This window comes from Acidimicrobiales bacterium, from assembly GCA_022452145.1.
Classification (GTDB): Bacteria; Actinomycetota; Acidimicrobiia; order Acidimicrobiales; family MedAcidi-G1; genus UBA9410.
In genome coordinates, this window is record JAKURY010000002.1 from 156,687 (window position 1) to 176,755 (window position 20,069).

General features: G+C 67.9%; 17 protein-coding genes. 9 read left to right on the forward strand and 8 right to left on the reverse strand.

Features of this window, described 5'->3' with window-relative positions:
* Window positions 1-12: 12 nt before the first annotated feature.
* Both MK177_01045 and MK177_01050 read left to right on the forward strand, forming a co-directional pair.
* Window positions 13-2,313 (forward strand): [protein-PII] uridylyltransferase, encoded by a 2,301-nt coding sequence (locus MK177_01045; protein ID MCH2425899.1) that lies wholly within the window; start codon window positions 13-15, stop codon window positions 2,311-2,313.
* Window positions 2,314-2,357: 44 nt separating this feature from the next.
* Entirely contained in the window at window positions 2,358-3,062 is a 705-nt protein-coding gene (locus tag MK177_01050) for an NUDIX hydrolase N-terminal domain-containing protein (protein MCH2425900.1), read from the forward strand.
* A gap of 4 nt (window positions 3,063-3,066) precedes the next feature.
* Here the strand turns inward: MK177_01050 and MK177_01055 are convergent, their stop codons facing one another.
* Entirely contained in the window at window positions 3,067-3,936 is an 870-nt protein-coding gene (locus tag MK177_01055) for a PAC2 family protein (GenBank protein ID MCH2425901.1), read from the reverse strand.
* 75 nt (window positions 3,937-4,011) lie between these two features.
* Here MK177_01055 and MK177_01060 point away from each other — a divergent pair, with 75 nt between their 5' ends.
* On the forward strand, window positions 4,012-4,479 hold the full coding sequence (locus tag MK177_01060) for a GNAT family N-acetyltransferase (protein MCH2425902.1): 468 nt from the start codon (window positions 4,012-4,014) through the stop codon (window positions 4,477-4,479).
* Between the two features lie 69 nt (window positions 4,480-4,548).
* Here the strand turns inward: MK177_01060 and mnhG are convergent, their stop codons facing one another.
* The 7 genes from mnhG to MK177_01095 are packed head-to-tail and all read right to left on the reverse strand — an operon-like array spanning window position 4,549 to window position 10,477.
* The gene (gene mnhG, locus MK177_01065; GenBank protein MCH2425903.1) at window positions 4,549-4,899 is read right to left on the reverse strand and encodes a monovalent cation/H(+) antiporter subunit G; all 351 of its coding nucleotides are present in this window, start codon (window positions 4,897-4,899) and stop codon (window positions 4,549-4,551) included.
* On the reverse strand, window positions 4,900-5,187 hold the full coding sequence (locus tag MK177_01070; GenBank protein ID MCH2425904.1) for a monovalent cation/H+ antiporter complex subunit F: 288 nt from the start codon (window positions 5,185-5,187) through the stop codon (window positions 4,900-4,902).
* 2 nt (window positions 5,188-5,189) lie between these two features.
* On the reverse strand, window positions 5,190-5,669 hold the full coding sequence (locus MK177_01075) for a Na+/H+ antiporter subunit E (GenBank protein MCH2425905.1): 480 nt from the start codon (window positions 5,667-5,669) through the stop codon (window positions 5,190-5,192).
* Window positions 5,666-7,219 (reverse strand): Na+/H+ antiporter subunit D, encoded by a 1,554-nt coding sequence (locus MK177_01080; protein ID MCH2425906.1) that lies wholly within the window; start codon window positions 7,217-7,219, stop codon window positions 5,666-5,668. The genes MK177_01075 and MK177_01080 overlap by 4 nt, the downstream gene beginning before the upstream one ends.
* A complete protein-coding gene (locus MK177_01085) occupies window positions 7,216-7,593 on the reverse strand; it encodes an NADH-quinone oxidoreductase subunit K (protein ID MCH2425907.1) in 378 nt (125 codons plus the stop codon). Before MK177_01085 ends, MK177_01080 begins: the two co-directional genes overlap by 4 nt.
* Complete coding sequence (locus MK177_01090; GenBank protein MCH2425908.1) at window positions 7,590-8,000, reverse strand: MnhB domain-containing protein; 411 nt, start codon at window positions 7,998-8,000, stop codon at window positions 7,590-7,592. The genes MK177_01085 and MK177_01090 overlap by 4 nt, the downstream gene beginning before the upstream one ends.
* An 11-nt stretch (window positions 8,001-8,011) precedes the next feature.
* Window positions 8,012-10,477, reverse strand: a complete 2,466-nt coding sequence (locus tag MK177_01095; protein ID MCH2425909.1) for a DUF4040 domain-containing protein — start codon at window positions 10,475-10,477, stop codon at window positions 8,012-8,014.
* 109 nt (window positions 10,478-10,586) lie between these two features.
* Between MK177_01095 and MK177_01100 the strand changes: the two genes are divergently transcribed.
* The 6 genes from MK177_01100 (at window position 10,587) to MK177_01125 (ending at window position 20,061) form a co-directional block, all read left to right on the forward strand.
* Window positions 10,587-11,747, forward strand: a complete 1,161-nt coding sequence (locus tag MK177_01100; GenBank protein MCH2425910.1) for a M20 family metallopeptidase — start codon at window positions 10,587-10,589, stop codon at window positions 11,745-11,747.
* Between the two features lie 11 nt (window positions 11,748-11,758).
* Window positions 11,759-12,796, forward strand: coding sequence for an ABC transporter ATP-binding protein (locus tag MK177_01105; protein MCH2425911.1), 1,038 nt, complete (start codon window positions 11,759-11,761; stop codon window positions 12,794-12,796).
* Between the two features lie 94 nt (window positions 12,797-12,890).
* Window positions 12,891-13,808 carry an ATP-binding cassette domain-containing protein gene (locus MK177_01110; protein ID MCH2425912.1) on the forward strand — a complete coding sequence of 306 codons (918 nt, stop codon included), beginning with the start codon at window positions 12,891-12,893 and terminating at the stop codon, window positions 13,806-13,808.
* A 132-nt stretch (window positions 13,809-13,940) separates the two neighbouring features.
* Window positions 13,941-15,887 carry an ABC transporter substrate-binding protein gene (locus MK177_01115; GenBank protein ID MCH2425913.1) on the forward strand — a complete coding sequence of 649 codons (1,947 nt, stop codon included), beginning with the start codon at window positions 13,941-13,943 and terminating at the stop codon, window positions 15,885-15,887.
* A gap of 144 nt (window positions 15,888-16,031) precedes the next feature.
* On the forward strand, window positions 16,032-17,042 hold the full coding sequence (locus tag MK177_01120; protein ID MCH2425914.1) for a glycine betaine/L-proline ABC transporter ATP-binding protein: 1,011 nt from the start codon (window positions 16,032-16,034) through the stop codon (window positions 17,040-17,042).
* Window positions 17,043-17,052: 10 nt separating this feature from the next.
* Complete coding sequence (locus tag MK177_01125; GenBank protein MCH2425915.1) at window positions 17,053-20,061, forward strand: ABC transporter permease subunit; 3,009 nt, start codon at window positions 17,053-17,055, stop codon at window positions 20,059-20,061.
* The last annotated feature ends 8 nt before the right edge of the window (window positions 20,062-20,069 follow it).

The following is a 20,069-nucleotide window of genomic DNA, read 5'->3' on the forward strand; positions in this document are numbered from 1 at the left end:
ACCGTCGGGCCGGTGAACCCGCTGGAGATGACCGACCTTCTGGAGGACCGGACGCTCCGGGGGCCGGATTTCTGTCGGGCACTGACAGAACGCATCGACGGGTTCCTGGCCGAGGTATTCGCCGCGGCCGACCCGCCGACCGGTACCGCCCTGGTGGCAGTGGGTGGCTACGGCCGTCGGGAGCAGTGTCCGGGCAGCGACGTGGACGTGGTGCTGGTGCATCCGCCGGGCGTCGACATCGCCGACGTCGCAGAGCGGGTCTGGTACCCGCTGTGGGACGCGGGCCTGAAGCTCGGCCACCAGGTAGGCACGCTGCCCCAGCTCCTCGAGGTGGCATCCGAGCACCTGGACACCGCCACCAGCCTGCTGGCCGCCCGCCCGGTGGCCGGCGATCCGGCGGTGGCCGAACGGCTGGCCGCCGAGGCACTCGAACAGTGGTCCGGCAGGTCGCGTCGCCACCTCGACGACCTCCAGGCCTCGGTCGCCGAGCGCCATGCCCGATACGGGGAGGTGGCCTTCCTGCTCGAACCGGATCTCAAGGAGTCCCGGGGTGGCCTGCGCGACGTCCACAACCTGCTCTGGGTGGAACAGGCCACCGTGCCCATACTCCGGGAGGTCGAGTCGGCGGGCCTGGTCGCCGCGGCCGAGACGCTGCTGGCCGTCCGCGTCGAGCTCCACCGCCTCACCGGACAGCGGGCCGATCGCCTCCTGCTGGAACTCCAGGATGACGTGGCGGCGGCACTCGACCTGGCCGATGCCGACGTCCTGATGGCTGAGGTGGCCGCCGCGGCGCGCACCATCGCCTGGACCGGCGAGGGAGCGGCGCGCCGCACCCGGCGGGCCGCCCGTCGGCGCGGACCGCTCAGGGCCCTCGGCAACCTGCGCCGTCGGGAGGTGGCCCCCGGCCTGGTGCTCGACGACGGGCGCCTGGAGCTCACGGCCGAGGCCGACCTGGGCGATCCGCTCCTCGTGCTGAGGTGCGCGAGGGTGGCCGCCGAGCACGATGCCTACCTGCAGCGCGGGTCCCTGGAGCGACTGGCCGACAACGCCCTGCCGCTGCCCGTGCCGTGGCCTGACGAGGCCCGTGAGATGTTCGTGGCGCTGCTCGCAGCCGGACCATCGGCCATCCCGGTCATCGAGGACCTCGATCACGTGGGGTTGTTCGTGCTCATGGTCCCTGAGTGGGAGCCGTGCCGATCCCGGCCCCAGCGCAACGCCTACCACCGCTTCACCGTCGACCGGCACCTGATGGAGACGGCCGCGGAGGCGTCCCGTCTCGTCGACAGGGTGGACCGGCCCGACCTGCTGCTGGTGGGCGCGCTGTTCCACGACATCGGCAAGGGCTACCCGGGTGACCACACCGAGGTCGGGGTCGACCTGTTGCGGACCATCGCCAGCCGCATGGGGTTCGACGATGGTGACGTCGACATCCTGGTGGCGATGGTCCGGCACCACCTCCTGCTCCCCGACGTGGCCACCCGCCGGGACCTGGACGACGACGGCACCATCGCCTCGGTGGCCGACGCCCTGCAGAGCGGCCGTCTGCTCCACCTGCTGGGTGCCCTCACCGAGGCCGACTCGATCGCCACGGGGCCCTCGGCGTGGAGCGACTGGAAGGGTGGTCTGGTGCGCGAGCTGGTCAGCAGGGTGTCGCACGTGCTGGGCGGCGGCGACGTCGGCGAGGTGGTGGGCGGGTTGTTCCCGAATGCCGAACAGCAGGCGCTCCTGGACGAGGGTGGGTTCGTGGCGCGCGGCGAGGGTCGGACCCTGACCGTGGTCGCCGCCGACCGCCCGGGCACGTTCTCAAAGGTGGCCGGCGTCCTCTCGCTGAACGGTGCCGACGTCCAGGGTGCCTCGGCCCATTCGGAGAACGGTCGGGCGCTCTCGGTGTTCCGGGTCGGTTCGGTGCTGGGCGGCGACCCGGACTGGGTCCGGATCGCCGCCCAGATAGAGCAGGCGCTGGCCGGTCGCCTGGCCCTGGCCGCCCGACTGGGGGACAGGTCACGGACGTACCGGCCGATCCGACTGGCCGCCCGTCCCGCCCGGCCACGGGTGACGGTGGACAACCGGACCTCGGCAACGGCCACGGTTCTGGAGGTGACCTGCCCGGACGGCGTGGGCGTGCTGTACCGGATCACCCGTGCGTTCGCCGAGCTGGACCTGGACATAGTGCGGGCGCACGTCCAGACGTTGGGTTCGGACATCGTCGACGCCTTCTACGTGCGGGACGCCTCCGGCGCCAAGATCCTGGACGAGGACCATCTGGCCGAGATCGAGCTCTCGGTCCTCCGGTGGGTGGCGGTCGACTTCTGACCTGCCGGAGCGGATGGGTGGACCCGAGCGCCTACGGTTCAGCCATGTCCGATCCCAGCGTCGACCCGCCGTCGCAGCTGGACCTCCTGCGCTGGGCCGAGGCGTTGGCCGGCTCGGCCCGTACCGGCCTCGGGTTCACGGAGTCGCTGTACGAGCGGGAACGCTACGAGGAGGTTCTCCACGTGGCGGCGGAGATCCGGGCCCGGGCCGACGCCCTGTCCGGTCGGCCGTTCGACGTCGACACCCTGGTCAGGGACTGGTTGGGCTCGGTGGGGCGGGGCGTACCCGGCTACGTGACGCCCAAGGTGACCATAGGGGCGGTCGTGGGCAACGACGCCGGTGAGCTCCTGCTGGTGCAGCGGGCCGACTCCGGAGTGTGGCTCTATCCGACCGGCTGGGCCGACGTCGGCTACTCGGCCGCCGAGGTCGTGGTCAAGGAGGTCTTCGAGGAGACGGGCATCCGGTGCGAGGTGGTGCGTCCCATCGCCATCCTGGACGGGATGAGGCTCGGCATCACCGGCATCCCCCTCTACTCGCTGGTGTTCCACTGTCGGATGACCGGTGGCGAGTTGTCCGCCCACCCGCTGGAGTGCTCCGACGTCGGGTTCTTCGAAGAGGGCGGGTTGCCGGAGGGCTCGGCGCTTCCCGAAGAGTGGGCCACGGAGGCGTTCGCCGCGATCCGGGGCGAAGAGCTCGATGTGCGGTTCGACCGGCCCCGGGTTCCCCCCTGGCTGGCCGGGGAGGCCTGACCGATCAGGTGCCTGGCTGGTTACGTAAGAAGTCCTCGACCTCGGCGACCAGGCTGTCGGGGTCGTCGGCGGTCTCCTCGTCGAAGTCGGCTTCCAACTGCTCGACGTACTCCATGGTGCCGTCGTCCTCGGCGACCAGCTCGGTGACCTGGCGCACGTAGGCCGCAGCCGCGATCTCGAGGTCGGTGCGCGGTACGTCGACCTCCAGGACCTGGCAGAGGCGTTCGACCAGGGCGAGGGCCGCCTTGGGCGACGGTACGTTGGACACGTAGGCGGGGACGCTGGCCCAGAACGAGGCCGTGCTGACCCCACGGTCCCGTAGCCCTGCTGCCAGCACGCCCACGATGCCCGTAGGACCCTCGTAGGTCGAGGGCGACAGGTCCAGACGCCGGGCCAGGGCAGCGTCGTCGGTGCCGCCGTACACCTGGGTGGGCCGGCTGTGGGGCACGTCGGTGAGCAGGGCGCCAAGCGTGCAGACCATGGTGGCGCCGAAGGCCTCGGCGGTGATCGCCAGGTGGTCGACGAAGGTCCGCCAGCGCAGCTGGGGCTCGTGGCCGATTGCGCACACCAGGTCGTGGGCACTCCCCGGGATGCGGGCCACGTGGATGCCGGTGGACGGCCACACGATCTGGCGGGCGTCGTTGTCGTCGATGCACACGTTGGGTCTGGCCACGGTGAAGTCGAAGAAGTCCTCGGCGTCGATCGTGGCCACATGCTCGGCTTCGAAGTGGTCGCGTACGTAGCGGGCGGCCGTGGAGCTGGCCTCGCCGGCGTCGTTCCAGCCCTCGAAGGCGGCTATGAGGATGGGCGACCGCAGGTCGGTCGGCATCTCGTCGACGTTCCAGATGAGGTGCGGAGCGGGGTCGGCGGTCATTGCTGACGGAGGCTAGCCAGACGCGTTCGTACGCGCGCCCGGAGGCGCCACCGTCGGGTCCTAGGCTCACCCACCATGGTTGGAGAGGCTCGGGAAGGGACGTTCACCGTTCGTGAGGTCACCGAGGTGGACGACGTCATGGTGGCGGCCATGGCCAGGCTGATTCCACAGTTGTCCAACTCCAGCCCCGCGCCCGACGCCGACGCCCTGGAGGCCATCGTGGGATCCGAGGCGTCGATCCTGCTGGTGGCCGAGGATCCCGGCGTCGAAGGCGAGTCGGCCATCCTCGGGAGCCTGACGCTGGCCATCTTCCGGATCCCGACGGGCCTGCGGGCCTGGATCGAGGACGTGGTCGTCGACGGGTCGGCCAGGGGTAGGGGTGTGGGCGAGGCCCTCAACCGGGCTGCCATGGACAGGGCCCGGGAAGTCGGCGCCACTACCGTCGACCTGACGTCGAGGCCGTCGCGGGAAGCCGCCAACCGCCTCTACCGGCGCCTCGGCTTCGAACAGCGGGCCACCAACGTCTACCGTCTCGGCCTCTGACCGGCGGGTTCGTCGGCCAGAGGCCTGGCGGTCGGGTCCGCCTGACGACAGCGCCGACCGATGTCGGTGCTACCGGTCCGGGTCGGCCGCCTGATCCTCGGCCAACTCGTCGGACAGCGTCAGCTCCCACTGCTCCAGTCCGGCGGCGTGCGCGCTCCTGGCCAGGATGTGGGAGCCCACCGGAGCGGCTACGAAGGTGAACACCAGCGTCAGGACCGCCTTGGAGAGGGCTGCGGCGGTTCCGATGTGCACCACGGCGCCGAGCAGCAGCCCGAGCAGCCCTAGCGTCGAGCATTTGGAGGCCGCGTGCAGCCGGTGGTAGGCGTCGGGCAGGCGGACGGTGCCCCATGCGCCGATGAGCATGAACGAGAGGCCGGACACCAGCAGGACGACCGTCGCCACGTCGCGTAGCCCGTCCACCTACGTCCCCTCTCCATCGTCCGGCGGTCGGGGGCCGGTCCTGACCGCTCCGATGTACTGGGCGAAGGCCAGCGTGGAGGCGAACCCGACGATGGCCACCAGCAGGGCCACGTCCAGCGAGACGGCCCGCCGCTGGTCGACGGCCAGGAGGACGACCAGGGCTACCACCTGCAGCGACAGCACGTCGCCGGCCAGCACCCGGTCGGCCAGGTGTGGTCCCTTCACCATGCGGTACATGGCCAGGCCGATCCCGACGACCACGGCGACGATGCCCGCCTCGACGACCACGCCTACCACGAGAAGACCTCCCGCCGGAGTCGTTCGTCGAGCCTCCGGAGGCCGGCGATGGCCTCGGAGCGGTCGCGGGCGTACATGCAGTGCACATACAGCCAGCGGTCGTCGTCGGAGACGTCCACGACCAGCGTCCCGGGGGTGAGGGTTATGCAGTTGGCCAGGACGGTCGTCTGCACGTCGTCCAGGTCGTCGACCGGGTACCGGAGGATGCGCGGTGTCTGGCTGAACCCGGGCGTCATGATCTCGCGGGCGATCTGCAGGTTGGCCCTGACGAGGATGGCCAGGAAGTACGCCCCGAACCGCAGCATCCGGAGAGCGCGACGACCGTGGTTCGGATGCGCCGTGGCGAGGTCGTAGACGGAGACCACGACGAAGCCCAGGGTGAGGCCGACCAGCAGGCCGAACCCGGTCCGGTTCCCAGACCAGAGCACGTAGAGCCCCGCCAGCGCCGCGTCGAACCCCACCCTGCGGATCATCCGCCACCTCCGGTCGCGGCCACCACGGAGTCGGGAGCCAGCGGGCTCACTGCCTGGATGTAGGCGGACGGATCCGTGAGCTGCTCCCCGGCGTGGAAGGCGATGTCGTAGATGGGCTCTGCGGCCAGGCCGATTGACACCGCTGCCACCACCAGGATCCCGATGCCGACGTGGGCTGGGCGGAGGCTGGCGGTGGTGGCGCCGCCCCGGGCCGGAGCCGGCCCCGACTCCGGTGACCAGAATCCCTCGGTCCAGATCTTCAGCATGGACAGCAGGGTCAGCGCACCGGTCGCCAGGCCGATGGCCGAGAGCCACCAGTGCATGGTCCAGCCCTCCCGGATGATCACCAGCTTGCCGAAGAAGCCGCTCAGCGGGGGCAGCCCGACCAGGCTCATGGCCGCCACGAAGAAGGCCACCCCCAGCCAACGGTGGCGCTTCAGGAGCCCACCCATCCCGTCGAGGTCGTCCGAGCCGGCGTGGCGTTCCATCACCCCGCAGCACAGGAACAGGGAGCTCTTCACAACCATGTGCTGGATCATGTAGTACAGCGCCCCGGCCAGGCCGACCGTGGTCATCATCGACATGCCGAACACCATGTAGCCCACCTGGCTGATCACGTGTATGGCGAGGATCCGCCGGACGTCGTGCTGCGATACCGCACCCAGCACCCCGAGGAGCATGGTCACCCCCGCCGATACGGCGATGATCGGCAGCACGACGTCGCGGGCTTCTCCCGCGGCGAAGACCAGCGGAAACGTACGCAGGACGGCGTACACGCCGACCTTGGTCAGCAGCCCGCTGAACAGCGCGGCGATCGAAACCGGGCACGTGTGGTACGTGTCCGGCAGCCAGAACCAGAGCGGGAAGAACGCCCCCTTCAGGCCGAAGACCACCAGCAGCATGACCGACAGGCCGGTGAACCCCGTCGGGAGGGGCACGCCCGCGGCGGACCGGTCGGCGACGAACCGGGCCAGGTCGGCGATGTTCAGCGTGCCGGTCATCCCGTAGACGAGGCCGGCGGTGATCACGAACACCGTCGAGGCGACCAGGTTCAACAGCAGGTACTTGTAGGCCTGCGTCATCTGCCGACGGGTACGCCCGATGGCCAGCAGCCCGTAGGACGCCATCAGCATGATCTCGAAGGCCACGAAGAGGTTGAAGAGGTCCCCGGTCAGGAAGCTCTGGTTCACCCCCACCAGCAGGAGCTGCATGAGCGGATGGAAGTAGCGCCGTTCGGTGAGGGGCTCGACCATCGAGAAGCCGTGGACGTAGCAGGCGGTGGCCACCAGCAGTCCGGCGCACAGCAGCAGGCCGGAGAGGCTGTCGAAGACCAGCGTGATCCCGAACGGCGCCGGCCATGCACCCATCTGCGACACCATCACCTCGCCGTGCCGGATCCGGACCAGCCACGTCAGGGCCAGCACCAGCATCGAGCAGAGGCTGGCCAGGCCCAGGACCCGCTGGGGGACCGGTCGGCGGACCAGGGCGACCGTCGCCAGGCTGGTGACCAGCGGGATCACCACGAACAGGCCGAGTAGGTCGTTGGTCACCGGTCGTCTCCCGTCCGCCCACGGGTCGGGCGGTCCTCGGTCGCCAACTCGTCCACGTTGAGCGTGCCGGTGCGCTTCGCCGTGAGTATCAGGAGAGTCAGGAGGAAGCCCATGACGGCGAAGTTGATGACGATGGCCGTCAGGATCAGCGCCTGGGGGAGGGGATCCACGAGGCCGACCGCGCCCAGGATCGGAGGGTTCCGCAGCCCGCCGTCCGCCAGGACCGGTGATCCGCTCATGGCGATTATGGACAGGTTGGCGCCGTGGCCGAGGGCGAACACACCCATGGCGACCGACTTCAGCTCGCGGGAGAGCATCAGGTAGACGCTGACCGTCACGAGGACCGCCACGCAGATGGCCAGGACGGTGGTCACCGATCCAGCTCCTCGCCCAGGCGACTGATCATCCCCACGGCCACCCCGACGACCACCAGCAGGACGCCCAGGTCGAACGCCGTGGCCGAGACCAGGTGGACGTCGGCGCCACCCAGGTGCAGGGTGGTCGAAGCGGAGCGCAGGAGTGGCTGGCCGAACAGCAGCGGCAGGGCGGCGACCCCCGCGGCCAGGCCCAGCCCGACGAACACGAGCCACCGGGGGTGGATGGGCAGGAGCCGGTGGAATGCCCGGTCGCCGTATGACATCCGGTAGGTGCACAGGCCCACGGAGGCGATGAGCCCTGCGATGAAGCCCCCGCCGGGCCCGTTGTGCCCCTTCAGCGCCGCATAGGCGGCGTACAGGAAGGTCAGGGGGAGGATGAACCGGACCGCGGTCCGCAGGATCACCGACGACATCCTCATCGCTGTGTCCCCTGGCCTGTCGGGACCCTGACGTCCTCCTCCTCGCGGTGGCGGCGACGACCGGGGAGCATCGACCAGACGCCCAGCGCGGCGGTGGCCAGGACCGTGATCTCCCCCAGGGTGTCGAATCCGCGGAAGTCGACGAGGATCACGTTGACCACGTTGCGTCCCTCGCCCCCCCGACCATCGGTCAACTCGGAGCCCTGGAGGCTGTGTGCCTCGAAGAACGCCCCGAGGGTCGGGGTGTCGTCGGCCCGGCTGTCGGCTGCGTGCCCGGCGATCAGGGTCATCCACCCGATCGTGATGCCGACCACCGAGGCGAGTGCCAGGCGCGGCAGCACCCGGATCCGGGGTCGACGGTCCGGCCGGGGCAGCAGGCGCAGCACCAGCAGGAACAGGATCACCGAGATGATCTCGAACATGAGCTGCGTGAGGGCCAGGTCGGGCGCCTGGTACACGAGGTAGAGGCCGACCACGGCGAAGCCGCTGGCCCCGAGCACCAGCACCCTCACCACGCGCTCTGTGACCATAGGGAGGGCGATGGCGGTGGCGCACACGACGGCGCCCAGCAGCAGTCCGGCGGGGTACTCCAGTGGGGCCATGCCCGCGGGCGGGCGCAGCATCGCCGGGTCGGCCCAGGCGGCCCAGCCGATGCACAACGTCAGGACCCCGAAGACGACGGCCAGGTAGTGGCGGACGTGGCCCGTCTGGACCGAGTGGAAGAGGCGGTGGCCGCCCTGCAGGATGCCCCGGTAGGAGGCTGGCCAGATCCGGGTGTGGACGTCGACCAGGTCCCGTCGCATCCAGCCCGAGAACCCGAGCACCGCCCCGACGCCGATCGCGACCATCGACATGAGCAGCGGCATCCCCGGGTGGAGGAACGGCTCCCAGGCCCACGGCAGGCCGTCGGCAAACGCCCCGTCGTTGACGTTCACCTCGATTCCGCGGAAGGTCCGGTTCCAGAGCGACGGGACCAGGCCGCCCAGGTACTGGAGTGCGATCAGGGCGGCTGCCGGAGCCCAGAGCATGAACGCCCAGCGGTCCACTCCGTGGGCGTCCGGCTCGGGGACGGCGGAACCGTCGCGTACCCCGGCACTGCTACCGAGGACGGTCGTGGCCAGCCTGACGAAGATGGCGACGTTGCACGCCGCCGCGGCCATCGCCATCACACCCACGACGGCCAGGAGCGGGTGCAGGCCTGCGGCGTGGGTGGTGGCGGCGAAGAAGAGCTCCTTGGCGACGAAGCTGACGGTTCCCGGTCCACCGGCCAGCGCGTAGCCGCTGAGCAGGAGGACGACGGCCACCACCTTGGTATCGGTGCCGGGTCGGTGCCACAGGCCGAACAGCTCGGGTAGGCGCCTGGCCCCGACCAGGTGTGCCAGCGCCCCGACGACGAGGAACAGCGGCGCCTTGTAGAGGGCGTGGCTGGCGATCTGGGTGAGGTCCCAGTCGATGGCCATGAGGCCTTCGGCCGTGGACGCTCCCCCCATGCCGTACATGGCGACCAGCAGGCCCAGGTGGCTCACAGTCGTGTAGGCGAAGATCCGCTTCAGGTCGCTCTGGCCAAGGGCCAGCACCGCCCCGAGCAGCATGGTGACCGCGCCTATCGACACCAGCAGGGGCAGCCAGAGGGCCAGGGCGCCGAAGGCCGGGAGCATGCGACCGAGAAGGAACACACCGGCCTTGACCATGGTCGCCGAGTGCAGGTACGCCGATACCGGCGTCGGGGCCTTCATGGCGCCCGGCAGCCAGTCGTGGAGGGGCCACTGGGCGCTCTTGGTCGCCGCCCCGACGAACATCAGCACGAACGCCGCCACCACGGTGCCGTCGTGGCTAATGGTGGTCGCCTCGGCGATCAGGCGGCTCCAGCGCCAGATGCCGGTGTGGCTTCCAAAGAGGAGGATCCCCCCGAGCAGGGCCAGGCCGCCCAGGCCCGTGGTGAAGAATGCCTGCATGGCCCGCTTCCCGGCGTCGGCGTCGTCGCGGTCCCATCCGATCAGGAGGAATGAGCTGATAGCGGTCAGTTCCCAGAACAGGACGGTCAGCAACAGGTGGTCTGCCAGGACTACCCCCAGCATGGCGCTGGTGAAGAACCCGAGGGTGGGGAAGAACCGGGCCAGCGACGCGTCGTCGGGGCCGAAGTAGGCACGAGCGTAGAGGACCACGACCACGCCCATGCCGGCGATGAGGAGGGCGAAGAAGGCACCGAGGCCGTCGACGAGGAAGCTGATGTCGAGCTGCAGGCTCGGGACCCACGGGATCGTGCCGGTCGGCGTGTCGGCGGGACTCACGCCGTGTCGTCCCAGGTGGATCGCCAGGAGGGCCACGCTGGCGACCGGTCCGGCTGCCGCCAGCGTCAGGCGTGGAAGCCTCTGGGATCCACCGAGGAGCATCGTGGCCAGACCGGAGAGGGCGGGAGCGCCCACGGCGGCCAGGATCAGGTAGGGGGCGGCTGTCACCACGCTGGACATTCTGGACGCTGGGCCGTTGAATCGGTGGCAACCTCAGGTTGCTCCTGATGGGAGGCCGTCCGCCAAGGTCGGCGTTCGAGGCCCATGGTACGTTCGACCGATGTCGCAGGGACCGGTGTCGCAGAAGCAGGTGGCTGAACGTTCGTTCACGGTGGTGGAGGACGAGCTCTGCTCGCTCTCCCAGTGGATGTACGAGAACCCCGAGTTGGGCTTCGAGGAGTTCGAGGCGTCAGAGCGCCTCAGTTCGTTTCTGTCCCGACAGGGCTTCGACGTCACCTATCCGAGCCATGGCCTGGACACTGCCTTCGAGGCAACGGTGGGAACCAGCGGCCCCCGCGTGGTCATCTGCTGCGAGTACGACGCCCTGCCCGGGATCGGACATGCCTGTGGGCACAACATCATCGCTACCGCCGCGGCGGGGGCCGGGGTGGCGATGGCTGGCCTGGCCGAGGACCTGGGGATCCGGGTGACCGTCCTCGGTACGCCGGCCGAGGAGGGCGGCGGGGGGAAGGTCGAGTTGATCAACGCAGGCGCCTTCGAGGACGCCGTGGCGTCGATGATGGTGCACCCGGGTCCGTTCGACCAGTTGGACCCCTCGTTCCAGGCCTGTCAGCACTACGACGTTGAGTTCTTCGGCAAGGAGTCGCACGCGGCGTTCGCTCCGGAGGAGGGGATCAACGCCCTGGACGCGTTCGTGCAGGCATACATGAACGTCGCCACGCTTCGTCAGGCCATGCTCTCCGGTGACCGTGTGCACTGCATCATCAGCCACGGTGGTGACGCGGCGAACATCATCCCGGCCTACACGAAGTCGGTCTGGCTGATCCGCTCGGCCAGCGTCGAGCGCCTGGCGGAGCTGGTCCCGAAGGTGAGGGCCTGCTTCGAGGGTGCGGCCACGGCCACCGGCTGCCGCCTCGGCTGGGAGGCCAAGGACCATCCCTACGAGAACATGGTCAACCATCCGGTCATCACCGACCTCTACAGGGCGAACTCGGTGGCGATGGACCGCCCGATGCCCACCGAGGAGGAGACCGGGTTCAGCGGTGGCTCGTCCGACATGGGCAACGTCAGCCAGGTCGTTCCCTCCATCCACCCGATGCTGGGCATCGAGTCAGGCGATGCCGTCAACCACCAGGTGGAGTTCGCCGACCACACCGTCACGGCCGACGGCATGAAGGCCATCAGGGACGGCGCCCTGTCCATGGCCTACACCATCATCGACATGGCCGACCAGGATGTCTGGGACAGACTCCGGGGATGAACCCTGCGTAGGTGACCAGTAACCAGCTGGCCCACGGGGTCACCGAGGTGACGGATGCCCAGCCGGTCCTCAGGGTCACCGACCTGACAACCCAGTTCGACACCCAGGACGGGATGGTGCACGCCGTGAACGGCGTGTCGTTCGAGTTGGCCGACGGCGAGGTCCTCGGCGTCGTCGGCGAGAGCGGCTCGGGCAAGAGCGTGACGATGATGTCGCTGCTCCGCCTCATACCCATGCCGCCGGGGGAGATAGTCGCGGGCGAGGCGATCTTCGAGGGTCGGGACCTACTGGCCATGGACCTCGACGAACTGCGGCTGGTACGGGGCGGGAAGGTCGGGTTCATATTCCAGGATCCGATGACGTCGCTGAACCCCGTCCTGACCGTCGGCTACCAGATCATGGAGTCCCTCCGGATCCACCAGCCCGGTCGGTCGACCGAACTCGGTCGACAGGCCCTGGAACTGCTGCAGCTGGTCGGGATCCCTTCGCCCGAGGAGCGCCTTCGCAGCTTCCCGCACGAGCTTTCGGGGGGCATGCGCCAGCGGGTGATGATCGCCGTCGCCCTGGCGTGTCGACCGAGGATCCTCGTGGCCGACGAGCCGACCACGGCGTTGGACGTGACCATCCAGGCCCAGATCCTGGAACTGGTCAAGAGGCTCCGCCGGGAGTTGGGGATGGCGGTCATCTGGATCACTCACGACCTCGGGGTGGTGGCCGGCCTCGTGGACCGGGTGGTGGTCATGTACGCCGGTCGGATCGTCGAGGACGCGCCGGTGGACGAGTTCTACGCATCGCCACAGCACCCCTACTCGCGCGGTCTCCTGGCCTCGTTGCCGTCCGCCGCGGTGAGGGGGCAGAAGCTGGTCAACATCGAGGGCCAGCCACCGGACATGCGCAACCGTCCGACCAGCTGTTCGTTCGCTCCCCGTTGTCCACACGTCCATGACCGGTGCCACCGGGAGGATCCGGCCCTGGTGGCGATATCCGGGACCCGTCGGCTGGCCTGCTGGTGGGACATCGACGAGGACGGTCCACGTGTCCACCGCTAGCTCGCACGGCGTCACGACCGCCGCGGAGGCGCCCGGATCCGACGTGTTCGTCAGCGTCAGGGGCCTGAAGAAGCACTTCCCGGTCACCAAGGGCATGTTCCGTCGCCAGGTCGGAGCCGTGCGGGCCGTCGACGGGGTGTCGTTCGACATCCGTCGTGGCGAGACCCTCGCGCTGGTCGGGGAGTCCGGGTCCGGCAAGTCCACCATCGGCCGCACCATCCTCCAACTCGAGAAGGCCACCGAGGGCAGCGTGGTGTTCGACGGCGTCGAGTTGGTCGGCCTGGCCGCAGGCGAGCTGCGCCGCACACGGCCCCGCATGCAGATGGTGTTCCAGGATCCGCACGCCTCGCTGAACCCCCGGATGACCGTCAGCTCGATCATCGGCGAGCCCCTCCTGGAGCACAGAACGTCGTCGTCCAGGGAGCGCCAGGAGAGGGTGGAGGAATTGCTGGGTCTGGTCGGCCTCGACCCGTCGCACGCCAACCGCTACCCACATGAGTTCTCGGGCGGGCAGCGGCAGCGGATCGGCATCGCCAGGGCCATCGCGCTGAACCCCGACTTCATCGTCTGTGACGAGCCGATCGCTGCCCTGGACGTCTCCATCCAGGCCCAGGTCGTCAACCTCATGGAGGAGCTGCAGGACCTGCTGGGCCTCACCTACCTGTTCATCTCCCATGACCTGGGCATGGTCCGCCACATAGCCGATCGGGTGGCGGTGATGTACCTCGGCAAGATCATGGAGCTCGCCGACGTCGACTCCCTGTACGCCGAACCGCTTCATCCCTATACCCGGGCGCTGCAGTCGTCGGCTCCGGTTCCGGATCCGGTCGTGGAGGCGACCCGGGTGAAGATCATCCTCGAGGGGGACATTCCCAGCCCGTCTCACCCACCACCCGGCTGCCCGTTCAGCACCCGCTGTCCGGAGGCCGTGGAACGCTGCCGCAGCGAGGTGCCGGCGTGGCGGGAGGTCGCTCCGGGGCACGGGGTCGCCTGCCATCTGGTCGGCGGTTAACCCGTCGACATGCGTACTCGAGTTTGTGTCTTGCGTCACAGGCTCTTAGGGTCCGAAGAGTTCAACAATGTGATCGGGCGCGCCGGCAGGGCGATCCGGTCGGAGGGAGACAGGAAAGTGACCAGGAAACGAATGAGGTTCATTGCGGTGCTGGCTGCGCTAGCGCTCGTCGTGTCCGCGTGTGGCAGCGACGACGCTGACGACGCGGCTCCGGCTACCACGGCCGCTCCGGCTACGACGGCTGCTCCGGCTACCACGGCGGCACCGGCTGCTACCGAGGCTCCCGCTGCGGCGGATTCGTCTGATCCGATCAAGTTGCCGATCCACAACTGGTCGTCCCAGATCGCCGGCGTTTACGCCGTTGGTGCGATCCTGGAAGCCACTGGCAACTCGGTCGAGTACATCTCGGCTGACTCCACGCTCGTTTACACGTCAATGTGTGAGGGCGACATGGACCTCGTTCATGAGGTCTGGGAGGGCGCCTTCGGCGTTGCCTTCATGGAGCAGGTCGACGCTGGCTGTGTGATCGATGCGGCCACGCACGACGCCAAGACCCGTGAAGAGTGGTGGTACCCGTCCTACGTTGAGGACGTGTGCCCGGGTCTCCCGGACTGGGAGGCGCTCAACGGCTGCGCTTCGATGTTCGCCACGCCCGATTCGGGTGGCAAGGGCCGCTTCCTTGGTGGTCCGGTGGACTGGTTGAAGGGTGACCAGGAGCGTGTCGAGGGTCTCGAGATGGACTTCATTGTCGAGAACGCCGGTACGGCTGGTGCCCTGTGGGCAGCCCTGGAGGCAGCTTCTGCCAACCAGGAGCCGATCGTGTTGTTCAACTGGACCCCGAACTTCATCGAGGCCATGTACGACGGCAAGTTCATCGAGTTCCCGACGTTTGCTGACGAGTGCCGGACCGATGCCTCATGGGGCCTCAACCCGGAGACGACTCACGACTGTGGCAACCCGAAGGACGGCTACCTCAAGCTCGGCGTCTGGTCCGGATTCCCGGACAAGTGGCCGAACGCGTATGCCGCGGTTCAGAAGATGAACTTCACGAACCTGGACATCGCCCAGTTGGCCATGTACGTCGACATCGACGGCATGGAGCCCGAGGATGCGGCAGCCTTGTGGCTCGCCGACAACTGCGCCCGCTGGACCGGATGGGCCAGCGCGGATGCCAGCGTCTGCCCGGAGGCTCCCGCTGCGGCGGCGGATTCGTCTGATGCGATCAAGTTGCCGATCCACAACTGGTCGTCCCAGATCGCCGGCGTTTACGCCGTTGGTGCGATCCTGGAAGCCACTGGCAACTCGGTCGAGTACATCTCGGCTGACTCCACGCTCGTTTACACGTCAATGTGTGAGGGCGACATGGACCTCGTTCATGAGGTCTGGGAAGGCGCCTTCGGCGTTGCCTTCATGGAGCAGGTCGACGCTGGCTGTGTGATCGATGCGGCCACGCATGACGCCAAGACCCGTGAGGACTGGTGGTACCCGTCCTACGTTGAGGACGTCTGCCCGGGTCTGCCGGACTGGGAGGCGCTCAACGACTGCGCTTCGATGTTCGCCACGCCCGATTCGGGTGGCAAGGGCCGCTTCCTTGGTGGCCCGGTGGACTGGTTGAAGGGTGACCAGGAGCGTGTCGAGGGTCTCGAGATGGACTTCATTGTCGAGAACGCCGGCACCGCCGGTGCCCTGTGGGCAGCGCTGGATGCAGCTTCTGCCAACCAGGAACCCGTCGTGATCTTCAACTGGACCCCGAACTTCGTCGAGGCCATGTACGACGGCAAGTTCATCGAGTTCCCGGAGTTCGCCGACGAGTGTCGGACCGACGCTTCGTGGGGCCTCAACCCCGAGACCACGCACGATTGTGGCAACCCGAAGGACGGGTACCTCAAGCTCGGTGTGTGGTCCGGCTTCCCGGACAAGTGGCCGAACGCGTACAAGGTCGTCCAGAGGATGAACTTCACCAACCTGGACGTGGCCCAGTTCGCCATGTACGTCGACATCGACGGCATGGAGCCCGAGGACGCGGCAGCGAAGTGGCTGGCCGACAACGCCGACCGGGTGGACGCCTGGGTCGGCTAGTCGTAAACGGACACGGCATCTGATGGTGCCGTAATCTCGGGCCGGTTGCCGGGGCCCACCCCCTCGGCAGCCGGCCCGTTACCGTTTTGCCACTAGGGTGCTTCGACCACGGGGCCACCAGTTCCCCCAGCGAGGCCTAACACGATGAACCAACCCAAGATGGCCTGCCGGAACGTCTGGAAGCTCTACGGGCCCGATCCTGACAAGTTTCTGGCCGCCCACGATGGCGATCCCGACCTGGACACCATCAAGGAGGGCGGCTACATCCCCGCAGTTCGGGACGCCTCGCTGGAGGTCTATGAGGGCGAGCTCGTAGTCCTGATGGGCCTGAGCGGCTCAGGCAAGTCCACCCTTGTCCGCTGCATGTCTCGCCTCATCGAACCAACAGCCGGCGAGATCGAATTCGACGGTGAGGACCTGCGTGCCGCCTCCGAGCGGGAGCTGGTCGAGCTTCGCCGACACAAGATGGGCATGGTGTTCCAGCACTTCGCCCTGTTCCCGCATCGCACGGTGCTCGATAACGTGGCCTTCCCGCTCGAAGTCCAGGGTGTCGACCTTGCCACCCGGAACGCCCGGGCCCTCGAGATCATCGATCTCGTAGGGCTGCACGGACGTGGCAACTACTACCCCAGGGAGCTCTCCGGCGGACAGCAACAGCGCGTCGGTATTGGTCGTTCCCTGGCCGTGGAGCCCGACGTCTGGTTCCTCGACGAGCCGTTCTCCGCCCTCGACGCCCTCATTCGGCGCGACATGCAGGACGAATTCCTCCGACTCCAGTCCACCTTGCAGAAGACGATCATCTTCATCACGCACGACTTCGACGAGGCCATCCGTCTCGCCGACCGAATCGCGATCATGCGCGACGGGGTGATCGACCAAATGGGCACCGCCGAGGAGTTGATCACCAACCCGGGTTCCGACTACGTCGCCGCGTTCACCAAGAACGTCTCCAGGGCCAAGTTGCTTCGAGTCCACACCCTGATGGGTCCACCATCGGATGACGCCCAGGACGACGTCGACGGGCGCGTGTTCGTGGCGTCGGTGGCCAGTCAGATCCTCAGTTCTGCGATCCCACTGAGGGTGGTCGAAGATGGGGAGGTTGTCGGCTCGATCACCGCGGCGCAGGTGACCGAGGCACTCTTCGAGGCTGAGTGATCACCAGGTCATGACCGATCAGACCACGTCCGAACCCATCGACACCTCCGACGCCGCGTCGGTAGATGGACCAGCGAAACAACTCTCCGGTCGCCAGAAGGCGACGATCGCCTTAGGACCATTCCTGATCCTGTGGTTCGCCTGGTGGCGGCTCGGGTCACACTCCATCTCCCGAACCGGCAAGTACGAAGGGGAGTCTGCTGCGCTTGAATGGCTGTACCGGGTTCCGCGGACCTGGACCGTCGACTGGTTCAACTTTGCGGGCCGGGACGGCTTCGCGAGCGTCAGCTACAAGGCCACGGGGTGGGTGAACATCTGGTTCGACCACCTCCGCTACGAGGAGTTCTTCCAGTTCACCGTGGCGTGGCACCTCTCCAAGGGACCGTGGCTGTTGGTTCTCCTGGCCTGCCTCGGGGCGACTGGCTGGATGGCCTGGCGCACTCGGAGCAACCGCTGGCTGGCTGCCATCGTGGCCGTGGCCTGGATGGGCTGGTCCGTCGACCTGTTCGACTTCCTGCACGTTCCCACGACGCCGTGGGTCTACGTCTTCGTGGTGGTCGGCATCGCCTCTGTAGCCCGAGCCGTGCAGGATCGGACGTTCGAATGGACGGCCGCCGCCACGGCCATCGCCATCGTCGGTTGGGTGACCCTGCAGACCAACGAGGAATCCTTCAACGTCAAGGCCTTCTTCCGTCAGGTCGCACGATGGCTGGAGTTCCCCCTGGACGTCACCGAGGGACTCCTGATCAGCGGCTACGGGCCCTGGCATCTTCCCGACATGCCGTGGCTGTTCATCTTCGCCCTCCTCGTCGGTGGAGCGGGCTGGATGGCCTGGCAACGCCGGAGCACCGCGTGGACGATTGCGACCGCGTTCGTGGGCTGGATGGCCGTGGTGAGCCTCTATGAGCCGTGGCATATTCCCGCCCTGCCGTGGATCGTGATCGCCGGCCTCTTCGGTGTCGTCGGTTGGAAGCTGGGTGGCTGGCGCCTCGCCCTCCTGTCGGTCGGGTTCATCCTCTACGCCTCCTTCGTTGGTGAACCTGCGGAGCAGGCCGGAGCGGAGACCCGCTGGGACAAGACGATGATCACGCTGTCCGCTGTCCTGGTGGCCGTTCCGATCGCCGCCCTGCTCGGAGCCGTCATCGGCCTGGTGGCTGCCAAGCGACGTCGGGTCGAACAGTTCCTGATCCCGATCATGAACCTGACACAGGCCTTCCCGCACTTCACCTTCCTCATCCCGATCGGCGTGTTCATCGGCCTCTCGCACAAGGCCGGTGTCATCGCCACGATCGCCTATGCCATCCCACCGATGGCCCGGGTGACGATCCTCGGCATCCAGGGGATCTCAAGTGAGGTCATCGAGGCGGGGATCATGGGCGGCTGCACACGCCGGCAGATGCTGTGGAAGGTGGAGTTGCCCGCCGCCCGCCAGTCCCTGCTGGTCGGAATCAACCAGGTGGTCATGGAATGCCTTGCCATGGTGGTCATCGCCTCGTTCGTCGGCACCGCCGGCCTGGGACAGGACCTCCTGTTCCGCCTCACGGGACTCCACATCGGCGCCGGAACTGAGATCGGGATCGCCATCGTCGTCATGGCCATCACCCTGGACCGCCTCAGCCAGGGGCTGGGTCGGCTCCAGCCAACCCACTACCCAGAGGGCGCGCCCTTCTGGAAACGCCACCCGTACCTCCTGGCCTCGGGAGCCGTGATGGTGGGCGGCCTCCTCCTGGCCCAGGCCTGGGATGCGGCCTTCCGCGTACCCAACTCGTGGATGCGGGGCCATGAGGGCTTCTGGGAATTCCTCGTGGACAACGGCAAGAGCGACGTGGCGTGGTGGCACCTGTCCGGTGGTCGGTGGCTAGTGCTCTTCCTGGCCGCCATCGCAGTCGCCGGATGGAGGGCCTGGGACACCCGGCGCTACCGCTGGCTCATCACCGCGGCCGCCCTGGCCTTGGCGGGATGGTCCGTCGACCTGTTCGACTTCCTGCACCTGTCCACCAAGCCGTGGATCTACGTCTTCGTGGCGGCCGGCGTCGCCGCCTTGGCGTACGGCTCATCGGTGCGAACCCGGCTACTGGCCCAGGCCTCCGGGGATGTCGGCTCCCACGGCGAGGCGGCCACCCAAGCCCAACAGTCGCTGCGCTTCACCTGGACGGCGGCCATGACGGTGATCGTGACGCTCGGCTGGGTGACCCTCCGAACCATCGACGAGTCCTTCACATTCAACCTCCGCGACTACACCATCACCTTCCGGGACGCCCTCGAGTCCGCGATCCTGCTGCCCATGCGCGACGCCTACCTCACCATTCCATGGGTGGGCCTCGTCCTGCTCTTCGGTGTGGTCGGATACTTCATCAACGGTCGCCGACCCGCCCTGTTGGCCGCAGGCATGATCGCCTTCATCTCCCTCGCCGGGTTCTGGTGGCAGGCCATGTGGAACTTCTACCAGCTGACCTTCGCCGTGTTACTGGCCATCATCTTCGGTGTTCCGTTCGGGATCTGGGCAGCGACCACGGCGCGACGCAACGCGGTGGTGCAGGTGCTCCTCGACTTCTTCCAGACCTTCCCGTCGTTCGTCTACCTGTTCCCAGCCATCATGTTCTTCGGCGTCTCCGAAACGGCGATCATCGTCGCCGTGGTCCTCTCCGCATCCGTGCCGGCCATCCGATACACGATCTTCGGCATCCAGAACGTGCCGAAGCCGCTGATCGAAGCGTCCACGATGGCTGGCTGCACCCGGCGGCAGACCCTCTGGAAGGTGAAGTTGCCCATGGCAGTACCGGAGATCATGCTCGGCATCAACCAGACGATCATGTTCGGCCTCTTCATGGTGATGATCGCCGGACTCATCAAGACCACCGGACTGGCCCGGGAGCTCATCGAGGCCCAGCCCAACATCGACAGCGGCCGGGCCATAGTCGCCGGCATCGCCGTGGCCTGCATCGGCATGTCAATCGACCTGCTCATCTCCGAGTGGTCCGACAAGCGCAAGAAGCAACTCGGCCTGATCGAGGCCTAGACAGCCAC